The organism is Actinacidiphila rubida, assembly GCF_900110255.1.
In the GTDB taxonomy this organism is placed as follows: domain Bacteria; phylum Actinomycetota; class Actinomycetes; order Streptomycetales; family Streptomycetaceae; genus Actinacidiphila; species Actinacidiphila rubida.
In genome coordinates this window covers 110030-124714 of record NZ_FODD01000007.1, presented here as the reverse complement: position 1 = coordinate 124714, position 14685 = coordinate 110030, and the positions used below count along the sequence as shown (strand labels likewise).

Here is a 14685-nt window from a genome sequence, read left to right as displayed (position 1 = left end):
TTGGCAACACTGTTGCGAAAGTGGCGTCATGCCGACTGCCACGCCCGCCGCCGACCCGTCCGCCGCTTCCGAGCCCACCGCCGCGCCGCTGCGCGTCGCCCTCGTCGGCTACGGCCCGGCCGGCTCCTTCTTCCACGCCCCGCTGATCGCGGCCACGCCGGGACTGGTCCTGGACACCATCGTCACCGGCAGCCCGGAGCGCCGCGCGCAGGCCGGCGCCGCGTACCCCGGCGTGTCCTTCGCCGCCACGGCCGACGAGCTGTGGGACCGCGCCGGCACGCTCGACCTGGTGGTGCTCGCCTCCCCCAACCGCACGCACGTGGCGCTGGCCACCGCCGCCCTGGAGGCCGGCCTGCCGGTGGTCGTCGACAAGCCCCTCGCCGGCACCGCCGCCGAGGCCCGCTCGCTGGCCGCCCTCGCCGACACCCGCGGCCTGCTGCTGAGCGTCTTCCAGAACCGGCGCTGGGACAGCGACTTCCGCACGCTCCAGGCCCTGCTGGCCGCCCGCGACCTGGGCGAGGTGCAGCGCTTCGAGTCCCGCTTCGAGCGCTGGCGCCCGCAGCTGAAGGGCGGCTGGCGCGAGTCCGGCGACCCGGCGGAGGTCGGCGGCCTCCTCTACGACCTGGGCAGCCACCTGGTGGACCAGGCCCTCACCCTCTTCGGCCCGGCCCGGCTCGTCTACGCCGAGGGCGACGTCCGGCGGCCGGGCGCCGCGACCGACGACGACTCGTTCATCGCGCTCACCCACGCCGGCGGCGTCCGCTCGCACCTGTGGATGAGCGCCACCACCGCCCGCCTCGGCCCGCGCTTCCGCGTGCTCGGCAGCACCGGCGGCTTCGTCACCTACGGGCTCGACCCGCAGGAGGCCGCACTCCGCGAGGGCCTGCGGCCCGGCCAGGACGGCACGCAGTGGGGCGCCGAGCCCGAGTCCGCGTGGGGCACCGCCGGCACCGACGACGCGCCGCACACCGTCCCGTCACTGCCCGGCGACTACCCCGCCTTCTACGCCGGCATCGAGACCGCCCTGCGCGAGGGCACCGCGCCCCCGGTCACCGCGCTGGAGGCCGCCGCCGCCCTCGACGTCATCGAAGCCGCCCGCCGCTCGGCCCGCACGGGCACCACCGTGTCCCTGTGACACCGGCCGGGCCGGCCCCGGCCGCCGCACCTGCGCCCCGGGCCGCGGCCCGGGAGAACGGAGACCCCATGACCACCGCGAACCCCCCGGCCGGCACTACCCCGGGCACTCCGGGCACCTCGGGCACCGACCGGGTGGCCGAACTCGCCGCGCAGGAGACCGCCCTGGTCCTGCCGCGCCTGACCAACGACGACGCGTGGCGGCTGGGCTGCCTGCTGGTGGGCATGGCCCGCGAGCGCGACGCCGCCGTCACCGTCGACATCCGGCGCGGCACCCAGCAGCTGTTCCACTGCGCGATGGAGGGCACCACGCCCGACAACGACGCGTGGCTGGCCCGCAAGGCCCGCGTCGTCGAGCGCTACCACGCCAGCTCCCTGCAGATCGGCGAGCGGTTCCGGGCCAAGGGCACGACCTTCGAGGAGTCGTCCCGGCTGGACCCCGACCGCTACGCCGCGCACGGCGGCGCGTTCCCGCTGCGCGTCGCGGGCGTCGGCGTCGTCGGCGTGGTCGGCGTCTCCGGGCTGCCGCAGGCCGAGGACCACGCCCTGGTGGTGGACGGCCTCACCCGCTTCCTGGACGAGGTCCGCACCTCCTGGAACGCCTGACCCCGCCCCCACGGCACACCGCCGCGAGCGGACCTCGCACGCGGCCGGTGCGTCAGGCCTGCGCGAACACCTGACGCTGCAGGCCCAGCCCCTCGACGGCCAGCTCGACCACGTCGCCCGCCTTCAGGTACGGCTTCGGCTCGGGCTGGCCGAGGGCCACCCCCGCGGGCGTGCCGGTGTTGATCACGTCACCGGGGTACAGCGTCATGAACTGGCTGAGGTAGCGCACCACTTCGGCGACCGGGAAGATCTGGTCCGCGGTCGAGCCGTCCTGCTTCAGCTCGCCGTTCACCCACAGCTTCAGCGGCAGCGCCTGCGGGTCCGGCACCTCGTCCGCGGTGACCAGCCACGGGCCCAGCGGGTTGAACGTCTCGCAGTTCTTGCCCTTGTCCCACTGGCCGCCGCGCTCGATCTGGAACTCCCGCTCGGACACGTCGTGCGCGATCGCGTAGCCGGCCACCGCGGCCATCGCCTCCTCGTGCGACGCGGCGTACCGCAGCTCCCGGCCGATCACCACCGCCAGCTCCACCTCCCAGTCGGTCTTCCGGCTGCCCCGCGGCACCAGCACCGTGTCCTCCGGGCCGACCACCGTGTCCGGCGCCTTCATGAACACCACCGGCTCGGACGGCGGCTGCGCGCCGGTCTCCGCGGCATGGTCGTGGTAGTTCAGGCCGATGCAGACGATCTTGCCGATCCGCGCCAGCGGCGGGCCCACCCGCGGGCCGGCGTCCAGCTCCGGCAGCGACCCGCCGGCCTCCGCCTCGGCCACGCGCGCCAGCGCGTCGCCGTCGGCCAGCAGGTGGCCGTCGACGTCGGCCACCAGGCCGCTCAGGTCCCGCAGCACGCCCCCGCGGTCCAGCAGGGCCGGGCGCTCCGCCCCGGCGGGTCCGACACGCAGCAGCTTCATCGTGTGCACTCCGTAAGTCGATGGGTTCGCCCCGCCCTCGGCCGCACTCCCGCCCGGCCCCACGAGGATCATCCGATGTCTTGTCAGATCCTCCAATCCCCCGTCCTCGTCGCGCAACCCCCTGATCAGCCCGTGGACGGACCGACCCGCCCACGCCGCAGCCCCCGCCCCGGCGCCGCGCCCCGCCACCACCACCACGAACGCCCACGCAGACGTCGGAGCGGCGAACCCTCAGGCGGCCGCTCGCCCCACCCGGCGCGGCGGTCGCCGACCCCGTCACCCGGCGGCCACGTCAGCCACCCGCCCCGTCAGCCACCCGCCGCATCAACCACCCGCCGCGTGCGCGACCGTGTAGATCAGCAGACCCGCGAGCGCACCCACCACCGTGCCGTTGATCCGGATGAACTGCAGATCCCGCCCCACATGCGCCTCGATCTTCCGCGACGTCTGATCCGCGTCCCAGCCCGCCACCGTCTCGCTGATCAGCGACGTGATCTCGTCCCGGTACGTCGTCACCAGATACGTCGCCGCGTCCTCCAGCCACGAGTCGACCTTCGCCTGCAGCCGCTCGTCCGTCGCCAGCCGCGTCCCCAGCGACATCAGCGACGCCCGCGCCCGCAGACGCAGCTCGCTGCGCTCGTCCTCCGCCGCCGCCACCATCATCGTCCGGACCGCACCCCACGCCGACTGGATCAGGTCCTGCACCTCACCCCGCGCCAGCAGATCCCGCTTCAGACGCTCCACCCGCGCCCGGGTGTCGGCATCCGACTGGAGCTCCACCGCGAAATCGGACAGGAAACGATCCACCGCCCCCCGCGCCGGATGCCCCGGCGAGTCCCGCATCTCCGTGACGAACCGCAGCAACTCCTTGTAGACGCGCTCACCGACCTTGCGGTCCACGAACCGCGGCGTCCAGCCCGGCGCCCCGCCCTGCACCGCGTCCATCACCGAATCACCGTGCAGGATCAGCCAGTCCCGCGCCCGCGCCAGCACCAGATCAACCATCCGCCGGTGCCCGCCGTCCGCGACGATCCGCTCCAGCAGCTTCCCCAGCCCCGGCCCGATCTCCTGCGCCTCCGCCCGCCGCGTGATCGCCTCGCTCACCACCGCCTGCACGTCGGAATCCCGCAGCACCGTCAGCACACCCCGCAACGCGGCCGCCGCCTGCTCCGTCACCCGGTCCGCCGACGACGGCTCCGCCAGCCAGCCCCCCAGCCGCGCCCCGATCCCCACCGAACGCAACCGGGCCCGCACCACCTCCGCCGACAGGAAGTTCTCCCCCACGAAGTCGCCCAGACTCGCGCCCAGCGCGTCCTTCTTCGTCGGAATGATCGCCGTGTGCGGGATCGGCAGGCCCAGCGGCCGGCGGAACAACGCCGTCACCGCGAACCAGTCCGCCAGCGCACCCACCATGCCGGCCTCCGCGGCCGCCGACACATAACCCGCCCAGCCCCCCGCACCACTCGCCCCGGCCCAGCGCGACAGCGCGTACACCACCGTCGCCACGGCCAGGAAGCCCGTCGCGATCAGCTTCATCCGGCGCACCCCGCGACGCCGCTCCGCGTCCGGATCACCCCCCGCACCGCCCGGCACCCCCGGCGGATCCGCCGGCCCGCGCGGCACCGCCGGCCCACCGGACCCGCCACCCGAACCGCCCGCACCCCCTCCCGAACCGCCCGCACCGCCGCCCGAGTCACCGGGCCCGCCCGGGTCACCGGCCCGCTCCGGATCGCTCACCCGCCCTGTCGTTGGCCCCAGCTCCATGCGCTCCACCCGCGTATTCTCACCACCACTGCCGAACCTGGAACGTACGGCAGGTTCCCCACGCCTCCCCAGCGCCACCCCGAGGAGCCCCACCCGCCATGAACCACCCGCACGCCACCGGGGGACTCGCCGGCTACACCGACCACTTCCAGGCACCCGAGGGATACCTCGACTTCGCCCGCTACGGGCCCCCCTCCCACGACGTGCTCGCCGCCACCGCCGAAGCGCTCACCCGCTCCGCCCGCGCCGACCACCACACCGTCGACGACCTCATGCACGCCGAACCCCGCGCCCGCGCCGCCGCCGCCCGCCTCGCCGGCACCGACGCCGCCCACACCGTCCTCCTCCCCAACGCCTCCACCGGCCTCTTCCACGCCGCTTTCGGCATCCCCGGCGGCACCGTCCTCGTCCCCGCCACCGACTTCCCCGCCAACCACTACCCCTGGCGCCGCACCGCAGCCCTCGGCCGCGCCCAGCCCCGCTGGCTCCACCCCGGCCCCGACGGCCGCATCACCCCCGACATCGTCGCCGCCGCCCTCACCGACGACGTCGTCGCCCTCGCCGTCAGCGCCGTCGACTTCCGCACCGGCCACCGCGCCGACCTCGCCGCCCTCCGCGACGTCATCGGCCCCCACCGGCTCCTCGTCGTCGACGCCATCCAGGGCTTCGGCATCGCCGAACTCCCCTGGCACACCGCCGACGTCGTCATCAGCGGCGGCCAGAAATGGCTCCGCGCCAGCTGGTCCACCGGCTTCGCCACCCTCTCCGACCTCGCCCTCGAACGCCTCCAGCCCACCCTCACCGGCTGGACCGGCATCGAGGACGTCGCCACCTTCGACGACCAGGAACACCCACCCGCCACCGGCGCCCAGCGCTGGAGCATCACCAACCTCAGCCCCGTCACCGCCGCGGCCCTGGCCGCCGCACTCGAACTCGTCGAACACACCACCGTCCGCGCCATCGAGACCCACATCTCCACCCGCGTCGACCAGCTCATCGACACCATCCGCCACTGCGGCGGCGAACTCCTCTCCCCCGACGACCCCGCCCAACGCGCCGGCATCGTCTCCTTCCACATCCCCGGCACCGACCCCGCCACGGTCGCCAAGGCCCTGCACGCCCACGACGTCACCCCCACCGTCCGCACCACCTCCCTGCGGCTCTCCCCCCACGCCTCCACACCCCTCGCCGCCGTCGACCGCGTCAGGGCCGCCCTCACCTCCCTCACGTGAGCGGCGATAATCGCCCCATGACCCGACGACTCGTCCTCGCCACCCGCAACGCCCACAAGGTCACCGAACTCCGGGCGATCCTCGCCGAGGCGGGCCTCGGCCCCGACGTCGAACTCGTCGGAGCGGACGCCTACCCCGAGATCCCCGACGTCAAGGAAACCGGCACCACCTTCGCCGAGAACGCCCTCCTCAAGGCCCGCGCCCTCGCCGAAGCCACCGGCCTGCCCGCCGTCGCCGACGACTCCGGACTCTGCGTCGACGTCCTCGGCGGCGCCCCCGGCATCTTCTCCGCCCGCTGGGCCGGCCGCCACGGCGACGACCAGGCCAACCTCGACCTGCTCCTCGCCCAGCTCTCCGACATCGACGCACCCCACCGCGCCGCCCACTTCGCCTGCGCCGCCGCGCTCGTCCTCCCCGACGGCACCGCCCGCGTCACCGAAGGCCGCCTCACCGGCACCCTCCGCCACACCCCCGCGGGCACCGGCGGCTTCGGCTACGACCCGATCCTCCAGCCCGACACCGAGACCCGCACTTGCGCCGAGCTCACCCCCGACGAGAAGAACGCCATCAGCCACCGCGGCAAGGCCTTCCGCGCCCTCGCCCCGCAGATCGCCGAACTCCTGCGCTGAGAAGCCGAACCGGCGCGGCGCACAGAGTGCGCCGCGCCGACGAGTGGGCCCGGTGGGACTCGAACCCACGACACACCGGACCTAAACCGGCGCCCTCTGGCCAGCTGGGGTACGGGCCCGCGGCGCTACTGTACTGGGCTCCGGCCGACCGCCCCGCCCCGAGGCCTGCCCGCATAGGTGGGGGTCTGGCTGTGGCACGACGGGCACAGGTAGCGCAGGTTGCCGAGCCGGTCGTCCAGCCGGTCGCCGTTCACGTGATCGACCTGCAGCACCAGCCGTCGGCCGCGCCAGACATCGCCGATTCCGCACTCCGCGCACTCGTGCGGGACGCCTTCCTCGTCGAGGGCGCGGCGCAGCAGGCGCGTGGCGGTGCGGGCGGCGCCGGGCTCCTGCCGCCGAAGGATCTCGGCCGCCGTCTTCCGCCGAGGTGCGACCGAGCCTCGTGCCCGCGCACCCGCCGTGAAGTGGCTGAAGGAGACGCCGTGCGCGGCCGCGCTGCGCCGCAGCCGCGCACGCGCCGCCGCGTTGTCGGCCATGCCCAGTGACCTCAGCAGTCCGGCCACGCTGTCGCTGGAGGCGGCGGCCGACGTGAGCGGTTCCCGGGGAAGGATCTCGGGACCGTGCCGCCGGCCGCGGGTGAAGTGGCGGGTGTCTATCCCGAACTCGTCGAGTTTCTTGCGGACATGGCCGTAGGGGCTGTCCCGCGGCGGGTGTCCCAGGTACTCGATGACCTCGCGGACGCTGCGGGCGTGGCGGGCGGCCTCGGCGAGCTGCTCGCGCGTGTAGGTCCTGCGCTCGCGAGTGGGCAGGGGCTCGTCGGCGAAGTGCGACACGTCGATGGCGTGGTGGTCCAGACGGGCGAGCAGATACCGCAACGGCACGGCCCCCAGGGGGGTTTCGAGGCGGCGCAGCATGTCGACCGCGCTGGTGGACACCGCGGCCGTCCGCGTCAGCAGTTCCCTGGTGTACCGCGGTGTGCTCATGGCGTCCTCCGGCGCCGTCCGCGGTAGGTGTCCGTCACCGCGTGGCAGTTGGGGCACAGCAGCCGGAGATTGTCCGGCCGGTTGTCCCACCAGTCGCCGCTGATGTGATCGACCTGCAGCCGCAGTGGCCGGCCGTTCCATTCCGGCCCGGTGCCGCAGAGGGCGCAGCGGTCCGCCACTCCCGAGCGGAGGAGCGCTCGGCGGAGGGCCTGTCCGGGGGCACGGCCCTGGTCGGGGTCGCGCCACCCCAGCACGTCCCGCCGTCCGGCAGCGCTTCGGGTGCGCGGTGCGCGGGCGAAGTGCGAGGTGTCGATGCCGAGCGACGTGATGCGGCGGCTGATATGCGCCTGGTTGCCGCCGACCTGGCTGATGCCCAGCTGCCGCACGACGTCTTTGACGCTGCGGGAGGCGGCGACGACTTCACGGAGGCGCTGCTCGGTGTGGCGCACGCGTCCGCTGGTCCAGTGCGAGATGTCGATGCCGGCCCCGGCCATCTTCGAACGGAGGTAGCTCCGGCGGGCCGGCGTGGGCTCGCCTCCGAACCACAGCACCGCCTCCTCGGCGCTCGACGTCTCACCTGCCGCCTCGGCCAGCCGTTCGAGCGGATACCGCTGCGCCACCGCCTGCCCCCTTCGGTCGGTCCGGACTCGTGTTCGAGTGGTCGTACGGATCAACGAAGGGGGAACACCGGGGTTACGGCCGGGCGGTGGGCGGGATCGTCAGACCTCCAGGTCGCGGAGGAGTTTGGCGACGTGGCCGGTGGCGCGGACGTTGTAGAAGGCGTGGGAGACCTTGCCGGTCTCGTCGACGACGATGGTGGAGCGGATGACGCCCATGATCGTGCGGCCGTAGCTGCTCTTCTCGCCGTAGGCGCCGTAGGCGTCGAGGACGGTGCGGTCGGGGTCGGAGACGAGGGTGACCTTGAGGGACTCCTTCTCGCGGAACTTCGCCAGCTTCTCCGGCTTGTCCGGCGAGACGCCGATGACGTCGTAGCCGGCGGCGGCCAGTACGTCGAGGTTGTCGGTGAAGTCGCAGGCCTGCTTGGTGCAGCCGGGGGTCATCGCGGAGGGGTAGAAGTAGACGATCGTCCTGCGGCCGCGGTGGTCGGCGAGGGAGACGGGCTTGCCGTCGGCGTCAGGGAGGGTGAAGTCGGGGGCGGTGTCGCCGGGGGCGAGTCGCGTGGCCATGAAAAGCTCCTCGGGCAAACGGGGGTGCCGACGCGGCGCGGGCCGGGTCGTGCTGACAGACTGTCCGAACGCTACCGAATCAGGCGAGGGAGGCAGTGCGTGTCGGAAGGTGCGAGGACGCCCGCCCAGATCGAGGCGGACATCGCCCGCAGGCGGGACGGTCTGGCGGCGACGCTCGACGAGCTCGCGGTCCGGGTGCACCCGTCGACGATGGTGCGGGACACCAAGGCGAAGGCCGTGTCGGCGCTGGACCGTTCCGTGGGGCAGGCGTATGTCGCGGCGAACCGCGCGGTCGGCAAGGTGCGGGCGCAGTTCGTGACGGAGGACGGGAAGCCGCGGCTCGAGCGGATCGTTCCGGCGGCGGGCGCGGTGGTGCTGCTCGGCGTGGTGGCGGGATTCTCGGTGCGGCGGCGGCGCCGGTAACGTCGGTGTCGTGAGTTCCAACAGTGAGCACGACAAGCTGCCCATTCGCATGCTGCACGACCGCGTTCTGGTGCGTCAGGACAGTGGTGAGGGCGAGCGCCGCAGTGGCGGCGGCATCCTGATTCCGGCGACGGCGGCCGTGGGCAAGCGGCTGGCGTGGGCCGAGGTGGTGGCGGTGGGGCAGAACGTCCGGACCGTCGAGGTCGGAGACCGGGTGCTCTACGACCCGGAGGACCGGGCCGAGGTCGAGGTGCGGGGTGTGGCCTACGTGCTGATGCGCGAGCGGGACCTGCACGCGGTGGCGGCCGAGCGGCTGCAGGGCACGGACGACTCGACGGGCCTGTATCTGTAGCAGCCGCGGGTGCGGGTGGCAGCCGCGGGGACACCAGGACCCCTGGATCGGACCCGGGCGGTGGGCTTCGTCCCGCCCGGGTTCTTGCTGTGTGCGGCGCGGGTTACGGCGCGGTCGTCTGCGTCGCGGGCTGCTGCTGGAGCGTGTCGGTCCTGGTGCCGGCGCCGCCGGAGGCGCCGGCGGCGGTCGCGTTGGGTGCGGGCGGGGCCTGGTTGCCGGTGCCGCCGCTGGTGGTGCCGGTGTCCGTGCCGCCGCTGGTGCCGCCGTTGGTTCCGGTGCCGCCGGTGCCGCCGCCCGTGCCGCCTCCGCCGGTGACGCCCCCGGCGGGCTGCAGGGTGTCGGTCGGGGTGGGGTCGCCGGTGGGCGGGGTGGTGCTGGGCGGCTGGCTGCTGGGCGGGGTGCTGCTGGGGGTCTGCGAGGTGGGCGGGCGGCTGGGGGTGGTGCCGGTGGCGGTGGGCGACTGGCCGGGCGAGCTGCTGTCCGGGGTGGTGGGTTCGTCGGTGGGCGGGGTGCCGTCGCCGTCGGTGTTCAGGGTGAAGTCCTGGACGGGGGTGCCGTTGAGTGCGGCCGCGGTGTACTGGGCCCAGACCTCGCCGGGCGGGCCGCCGCCGTTGATGCGCGACTGGTTCATGGCGTTGTAGAGCTTCTCCTGCGCGCCGGTGTCGGGGTTCATGCCGAGGATGGCGACGACGGTGGCGAGCTTGGGGGTGTAGCCGGCGAACCAGGCGGCGCGGTCCTCTTCGGCGGTGCCGGTCTTGGCGGCGGAGGGCCATCCGGAGTTCTGGGCGGCGACGGCGGTGCCCTGGGGGTCGTCGACGACGCTCCGCAGGACGGAGGTGGTGGTGTCGGCGGCGGCGCGGGGCACGGCCTGGACGGGGTCGCGCTGGGGCAGGCCGAGGTCGTTGCCGTCCTTGGTGACCTTGATCACCAGGGAGTAGGGGATCTCCCGGCCGTGGTCGGCGAGGGTGGCGTAGACCTGGGCCATGTCGAGGGGGCTGGCGCCGAACGCGCCGAGGGCCATGGCGGGGGTCTGGGGGATCTTGACGCTGTCGGGGAGGCCGAGGGAGCGCGCGGTGTCGGTGACCTTGCCGGTGCCGACGTCCTGGGCCATCTGCGCGTAGACCGCGTTGACGGACCTGTCCATCGCGTGGGTGACGTCGATGGTCGGGTAGGAGCGGTCGTCCTCGTTGGCGGGGTGGTAGCCGACGGGGCCGTCGGGGCCCTGGACCTGCCGCTTGTTGGTGCCGTCGTAGTCGGTGGACGGGGTGATGGGGTCGCCGTCCTGGGTCTGGGAATGGTGTTCGAAGGCGGAGGTGAGGACGACGGGCTTGAAGGTGGAGCCGGGCTGGTAGGTGCTGTTGGTGGCGCTGCTGACGTACTGCTTGGTGTAGTCGATGCCGCCGTAGAGGGCGACGACGTCGCCGGTGGCGGGGTCGATGGAGACGGCGCCCGCGCGGACGTAGGTGTCGGCGGTGCGGTGGCCGAGTTTGTCGTAGACGTTGTCCTGGGCGGCCTTGACGAGGGCGTCCTCCTTGGGCTTCTGGATGGTGGTGGTGATGGTGTAGCCGCCGCTGCGCAGGGAGTCGGCGTCGACGATGTGGTGGTCGGTGAGGTAGCGGTTGACGGCCTCGATGATGTAGCCGCGCTGGCCGGCCTTGCTGGCGATGGGCTTGGGTTTGCCGAGGGCGGGGAACGCGGTGGCGTGGCGTTCGGAGGCGGTGAGCCAGCCTTCCTTGACCATGCCGTCGAGGACGTAGTTCCAGCGGCCCTTGGCGGCGGCGGCGTTCTCGGGGTGGGCGGCGAGGTCGTACTCGCTGGGGGCGTTGAGGAGGGTGGCGAGGTAGGCGCCCTGGGCGGTGGTGAGGTGGGCGGCGTCCTTGCCGAAGTAGGCCTCGGCGGCGGCCTGGATGCCGTAGGCGTTGCGGCCGTAGTAGCTGGTGTTGAGGTAGCCCTCGAGGATCTGGTCCTTGGTCTCGTTGCGGTCCAGCTTGATCGCGATGAAGAACTCCTTGACCTTCCGCGACGCGGTCTGGTTCTGGTTGAGGTAGTAGTTCTTCACGTACTGCTGGGTGATGGTGGAGCCGGACTGGCGGCCCTTGCCGGTCGCGGTGTTCCAGATGGCGCGGACCATGGCCTTCGGGCTGACCGCGGACTCGTGGTAGAAGTTGCGGTCCTCCGCGGACAGGACGGCGTACTGGGCGGTCTTGGCGACGCCGCTGAGGGGGACGTTCTGCCGGTTGACGGCGCCGTCGCGGGACAGCTCGGTCTTGCCGTCGGCGTAGAGGTAGACGTTGTTCTGCGCGACGGCCGCGGCGTTCGCGTCGGGGATGGACACCAGGGCGTAGCCGACGAAGAACGCGCCGATGAGGAGCAGCAGGCCGGTGAGGACGAGGCCGGTCATCGTCCGCCAGGTGGGCAGGATGCGGCGCAGGCCGGTTCGGCCGCCTGACGGGTTCGGCGCAGCGTTCATGTCTTAGGGGACTCCTCGGCGGCCGCCGGGGTTGGCCGCGGCGGTACATGGTGGACTAATCGTTACGTACGACCGCGTACACCCACACAGTCCTCGGTCTCACCTTCTCGCATCGGGGGTCCGCCGCGGATCACCGGCGCGCATCCGTGACTCCCCTGTGACAGGTGCGCCAAACGTGCCGGGGGGAAATTCGTTGGCCGCCGGCGCGGGCCGCGCACTAGGCTGCTCGGCTCGTGTGCTCGGCGCCCTGGAGGGCCGTCCGGGCCTTCGGCGGTGGCGGCGGGAGGTGCGGGGCGAGGTGGGCGCGTTCTACGCGGCGGTGGCGGTCCGCGGTTTCCGCCGGTACGCCACGTACCGCATGGCGACGGCGGCGGGGGTGTTCACCAATTCCGTGTTCGGCCTGATCGTGTCGTACAGCTACATCGCGCTGTGGGACCAGCGGCCGCATCTGGGCGGTTACACGCAGGCGCAGGCGCTGACGTACGTGTGGGTCGGGCAGGCGCTGCTGATGACGATGGCGCTGATGGGCGGCGGGTTCGAGGACGAGCTGATGGAGCGGATCAGGTCGGGCGACATCGCGGTGGACCTGTACCGGCCGGCGGATCTGCAGGCGTGGTGGCTGTCGGCGGATCTGGGCCGGTCGGCGTTCCATCTGCTGGGGCGGGGGGTGCTGCCGATGGTGTGCGGGGCGCTGGTCTTCGATCTGGCGCTGCCGTCGGACGCGGTGACGTGGCTGCTGTTCCTGGTGGCGGTGGCGCTGGGCGCGGTGGTGAGTTTCGCGGTGCGGTTCCTGGTGGCGCTGAGCGCGTTCTGGCTGCTGGACGGGTCGGGGGTGACGCAGGTGGCGTGGCTGGCGGGCTTGTTCTTCTCGGGGATGCTGCTGCCGTTGACGGTGTTCCCGGGGTGGCTGGGGGTGGTGGCGCGGGCGCTGCCGTGGGCGGCGATGCTGCAGGTCCCGGCGGATGTGCTGCTGGGCCGGGACAGCGGGCCGTCGGCAGCGGGTGCGCTGGCGTTCCAGGCGGGCTGGGCGGTGGTGCTGCTGGGGGCGGGGCGGCTGCTGCAGACGGTGGCGGCGCGCCGGGTGGTGGTCCAGGGTGGCTGAGAGCGCGGAGCGGTGGGAGGCGGCGGACGCGGGCCCGCGCGGGGTGGGGCGGGTGCGGCGGCGGCCGGGTGCGGCGGCGTTCCAGGCGGGCTGGGCGTATCTGCTGATCGTCGGGATGTGGGTGCGCTCGACGATGGCGTACCGGTTGTCGTTCGTGATGACGGCGCTGGGGAACTTCGCGGCGACGGCGCTGGACTTCGTGACGATCGTGCTGATGTTCGCGCACGTGCGGGTGCTGGGCGGGTTCACGCTGCCGGAGGTGGCGTTCCTGTACGGCACGACGAGTACCGCGTTCGGGGTGGCGGACCTGCTGATGGGGTCGATGGACCGGCTGGGGCGGCGGGTGCGCGACGGCACGCTGGACACGTTGCTGCTGCGGCCGGTGCCGGTGCTGGCGCAGGTCGCGGCGGACCGGTTCGCGCTGCGCCGGCTGGGCCGGATCACGCAGGGTCTGCTGGTGCTGGGCTGGGCGCTGATGCGGGTGGACGTGGCGTGGACGCCGGTGAAGGTGGTGCTGCTGCCGGTGATGCTGGTGTCGGGTGCGGCGATCTTCTGTGCGGTGTTCGTGGCGGGCGGCGCGTTCCAGTTCTGGGCGTCGGACGCGTCGGAGGTGCAGAACTCGGTGACGTACGGCGGCAACACGATGCTGCAGTATCCGCCGGGGGTGTTCGCGCGGGAGCTGGTGCGGGGGGTGACGTTCGTGGTGCCGCTGGCGTTCGTGAACTGGCTGCCGGCGTTGCGCATCCTGGGTGAGCCGGATCCGCTGGGCCTGCCGGGCTGGGTGGACTTCCTGTCGCCGGTGGTGGCCTTCTGCTGCTGTGCGCTGGCCGGTGCGGCCTGGCGTGCGGGGCTTCGTTCGTATCGCAGTACAGGGAGCTGAGCGATGGGTGACGCGACGGGCGGCGCGGGGACCGTCATCGAGCTGGACGGCGTGGAGAAGGTGTTCGAGGTGCGCCGCCGGGCGGGGGCGTTGCGGCGTACCCGGCACGAGGTGCGGGCGGTGGACGGCATCTCGTTCTCGGTGCCGCGTGGCGAGGTGGTCGGCTACATCGGGCCGAACGGGGCGGGGAAGTCCACGACGATCAAGATGCTGACGGGCATCCTGAATCCGAGTGCGGGCCGGATCCGGATCGACGGGATCGATCCGACGCGGGAGCGGACGCGGCTGGCGCGGCGGATCGGGGTGGTGTTCGGGCAGCGCACGACGCTGTGGTGGGATCTGCCGCTGCGCGACTCGTACCACCTGGTGCGCCGGATGTACCGGATCGAGCCGGCGCGGTACGCCAGGAACCTGGAGGCGTGCGTGGAGCTGCTGGATCTGGGGCCGCTGCTGGACGTGCCGGTGCGGCAGCTGTCGCTGGGGCAGCGGATGCGCGGGGACATCGCGGCGGCGCTGCTGCACGATCCGGAGGTGCTGTACCTGGACGAGCCGACGATCGGCCTGGACGTGGTGAGCAAGACGAAGGTGCGGTCGTTCCTGAGGGAGGTCAACGCCGAGCGGGGTACGACGGTGCTGCTGACGACGCACGACCTGACGGACATCGAGACGCTGTGCCGTCGGGTGATGGTCATCGACCACGGGCGGCTGGTGTACGACGGGGATCTGGCGGGGCTGCACGCGGTGGGTGAGAGCGAGCGGACGCTGGTGGTGGACTTCGCCCGGGAGCTGCCGCCGGTGGAGCTGCCGGGTGCGCGCTGCGTGCGGTCGGAGGGGCCGCGGCAGTGGCTGGCGTTCCCGGCGTCGGCGAGCGCCGCGCCGCTGGTGGCCGCGCTGGCCGACCGTTTTCCGCTGGTGGACCTGTCGGTGCGGGAGCCGGCGATCGAGGACGTCATCGCCCGCATGTACGGCGCCGCGGAGGACCGCCGGTCCGGTGCGTGACCGGGCCGGCGGGTGGT

Annotated in this window: 15 protein-coding genes and 1 tRNA gene; 9 read left to right on the top strand and 7 right to left on the bottom strand. The window is 73.2% G+C overall.

Annotated features, from left to right (window positions below):
- Window positions 1-28: 28 nt before the first annotated feature.
- Together BMW99_RS09225 and BMW99_RS09220 are read left to right on the top strand one after the other, a co-directional pair.
- Window positions 29-1135 carry a Gfo/Idh/MocA family oxidoreductase gene (locus BMW99_RS09225; RefSeq protein WP_075016593.1) on the top strand — a complete coding sequence of 369 codons (1107 nt, stop codon included), beginning with the start codon at window positions 29-31 and terminating at the stop codon, window positions 1133-1135.
- A gap of 68 nt (window positions 1136-1203) precedes the next feature.
- Window positions 1204-1740: a heme-degrading domain-containing protein gene (locus tag BMW99_RS09220; RefSeq protein ID WP_079175993.1), complete on the top strand. Its 537-nt coding sequence runs from the start codon at window positions 1204-1206 to the stop codon at window positions 1738-1740.
- Between the two features lie 52 nt (window positions 1741-1792).
- Here the strand turns inward: BMW99_RS09220 and BMW99_RS09215 are convergent, their stop codons facing one another.
- Both BMW99_RS09215 and BMW99_RS09210 read right to left on the bottom strand, forming a co-directional pair.
- A complete protein-coding gene (locus tag BMW99_RS09215) occupies window positions 1793-2647 on the bottom strand; it encodes a fumarylacetoacetate hydrolase family protein (protein ID WP_075016592.1) in 855 nt (284 codons plus the stop codon).
- Between the two features lie 324 nt (window positions 2648-2971).
- A complete protein-coding gene (locus BMW99_RS09210; protein WP_079175992.1) occupies window positions 2972-4411 on the bottom strand; it encodes a DUF445 domain-containing protein in 1440 nt (479 codons plus the stop codon).
- A gap of 98 nt (window positions 4412-4509) precedes the next feature.
- On the opposite strand from BMW99_RS09210, the gene BMW99_RS09205 reads away from it, so the two are divergent.
- Window positions 4510-5643 (top strand): aminotransferase class V-fold PLP-dependent enzyme, encoded by a 1134-nt coding sequence (locus BMW99_RS09205; RefSeq protein ID WP_075016590.1) that lies wholly within the window; start codon window positions 4510-4512, stop codon window positions 5641-5643.
- Between the two features lie 17 nt (window positions 5644-5660).
- Window positions 5661-6272, top strand: coding sequence for an RdgB/HAM1 family non-canonical purine NTP pyrophosphatase (gene rdgB, locus BMW99_RS09200; RefSeq protein ID WP_075016589.1), 612 nt, complete (start codon window positions 5661-5663; stop codon window positions 6270-6272).
- Window positions 6273-6316: 44 nt separating this feature from the next.
- On the opposite strand, the gene BMW99_RS09195 is transcribed toward rdgB, so the two are convergent.
- The 4 genes from BMW99_RS09195 to bcp form a co-directional block, all read right to left on the bottom strand.
- Window positions 6317-6391: transfer RNA gene (locus BMW99_RS09195), tRNA-Leu, on the bottom strand.
- A 6-nt stretch (window positions 6392-6397) separates the two neighbouring features.
- Complete coding sequence (locus BMW99_RS09190) at window positions 6398-7255, bottom strand: HNH endonuclease signature motif containing protein (protein WP_069466966.1); 858 nt, start codon at window positions 7253-7255, stop codon at window positions 6398-6400.
- Window positions 7252-7875 carry an HNH endonuclease gene (locus tag BMW99_RS09185; RefSeq protein WP_069466967.1) on the bottom strand — a complete coding sequence of 208 codons (624 nt, stop codon included), beginning with the start codon at window positions 7873-7875 and terminating at the stop codon, window positions 7252-7254. Before BMW99_RS09185 ends, BMW99_RS09190 begins: the two co-directional genes overlap by 4 nt.
- 99 nt (window positions 7876-7974) lie before the next feature.
- On the bottom strand, window positions 7975-8442 hold the full coding sequence (bcp, locus tag BMW99_RS09180) for a thioredoxin-dependent thiol peroxidase (protein ID WP_069466968.1): 468 nt from the start codon (window positions 8440-8442) through the stop codon (window positions 7975-7977).
- A gap of 99 nt (window positions 8443-8541) precedes the next feature.
- Between bcp and BMW99_RS09175 the strand changes: the two genes are divergently transcribed.
- Together BMW99_RS09175 and BMW99_RS09170 are read left to right on the top strand one after the other, a co-directional pair.
- Complete coding sequence (locus BMW99_RS09175) at window positions 8542-8865, top strand: DUF3618 domain-containing protein (protein ID WP_069466969.1); 324 nt, start codon at window positions 8542-8544, stop codon at window positions 8863-8865.
- A 49-nt stretch (window positions 8866-8914) separates the two neighbouring features.
- On the top strand, window positions 8915-9217 hold the full coding sequence (locus tag BMW99_RS09170) for a GroES family chaperonin (RefSeq protein ID WP_069466970.1): 303 nt from the start codon (window positions 8915-8917) through the stop codon (window positions 9215-9217).
- 103 nt (window positions 9218-9320) lie between these two features.
- On the opposite strand, the gene BMW99_RS09165 is transcribed toward BMW99_RS09170, so the two are convergent.
- Window positions 9321-11687: a transglycosylase domain-containing protein gene (locus tag BMW99_RS09165; RefSeq protein WP_075016588.1), complete on the bottom strand. Its 2367-nt coding sequence runs from the start codon at window positions 11685-11687 to the stop codon at window positions 9321-9323.
- A gap of 358 nt (window positions 11688-12045) precedes the next feature.
- Here BMW99_RS09165 and BMW99_RS09160 point away from each other — a divergent pair, with 358 nt between their 5' ends.
- The 3 genes from BMW99_RS09160 (at window position 12046) to BMW99_RS09150 (ending at window position 14668) form a co-directional block, all read left to right on the top strand.
- The gene (locus BMW99_RS09160; protein ID WP_075016623.1) at window positions 12046-12789 is read left to right on the top strand and encodes an ABC transporter permease; all 744 of its coding nucleotides are present in this window, start codon (window positions 12046-12048) and stop codon (window positions 12787-12789) included.
- A gap of 115 nt (window positions 12790-12904) precedes the next feature.
- Window positions 12905-13669, top strand: coding sequence for an ABC transporter permease (locus BMW99_RS09155; protein WP_079175999.1), 765 nt, complete (start codon window positions 12905-12907; stop codon window positions 13667-13669).
- A gap of 3 nt (window positions 13670-13672) precedes the next feature.
- A complete protein-coding gene (locus BMW99_RS09150) occupies window positions 13673-14668 on the top strand; it encodes an ABC transporter ATP-binding protein (RefSeq protein WP_069466458.1) in 996 nt (331 codons plus the stop codon).
- The last annotated feature ends 17 nt before the right edge of the window (window positions 14669-14685 follow it).

What these genes read in the sequence shown, in the direction of transcription:
- BMW99_RS09225 (WP_075016593.1), top strand. Translation starts at nt 29, where the DNA reads ATGCCGACTGCCACGCCCGCCGCCGACCCGTCCGCCGCTTCCGAGCCC.
- BMW99_RS09220 (WP_079175993.1), top strand. Translation starts at nt 1,204, where the DNA reads ATGACCACCGCGAACCCCCCGGCCGGCACTACCCCGGGCACTCCGGGC.
- BMW99_RS09215 (WP_075016592.1), bottom strand. Translation starts at nt 2,647, where the DNA reads ATGAAGCTGCTGCGTGTCGGACCCGCCGGGGCGGAGCGCCCGGCCCTG.
- BMW99_RS09210 (WP_079175992.1), bottom strand. Translation starts at nt 4,411, where the DNA reads ATGGAGCTGGGGCCAACGACAGGGCGGGTGAGCGATCCGGAGCGGGCC.
- BMW99_RS09205 (WP_075016590.1), top strand. Translation starts at nt 4,510, where the DNA reads ATGAACCACCCGCACGCCACCGGGGGACTCGCCGGCTACACCGACCAC.
- rdgB (WP_075016589.1), top strand. Translation starts at nt 5,661, where the DNA reads ATGACCCGACGACTCGTCCTCGCCACCCGCAACGCCCACAAGGTCACC.
- BMW99_RS09190 (WP_069466966.1), bottom strand. Translation starts at nt 7,255, where the DNA reads ATGAGCACACCGCGGTACACCAGGGAACTGCTGACGCGGACGGCCGCG.
- bcp (WP_069466968.1), bottom strand. Translation starts at nt 8,442, where the DNA reads ATGGCCACGCGACTCGCCCCCGGCGACACCGCCCCCGACTTCACCCTC.
- BMW99_RS09170 (WP_069466970.1), top strand. Translation starts at nt 8,915, where the DNA reads ATGCTGCACGACCGCGTTCTGGTGCGTCAGGACAGTGGTGAGGGCGAG.
- BMW99_RS09165 (WP_075016588.1), bottom strand. Translation starts at nt 11,687, where the DNA reads ATGAACGCTGCGCCGAACCCGTCAGGCGGCCGAACCGGCCTGCGCCGC.
- BMW99_RS09160 (WP_075016623.1), top strand. Translation starts at nt 12,046, where the DNA reads ATGGCGACGGCGGCGGGGGTGTTCACCAATTCCGTGTTCGGCCTGATC.
- BMW99_RS09155 (WP_079175999.1), top strand. Translation starts at nt 12,905, where the DNA reads ATGTGGGTGCGCTCGACGATGGCGTACCGGTTGTCGTTCGTGATGACG.
- BMW99_RS09150 (WP_069466458.1), top strand. Translation starts at nt 13,673, where the DNA reads ATGGGTGACGCGACGGGCGGCGCGGGGACCGTCATCGAGCTGGACGGC.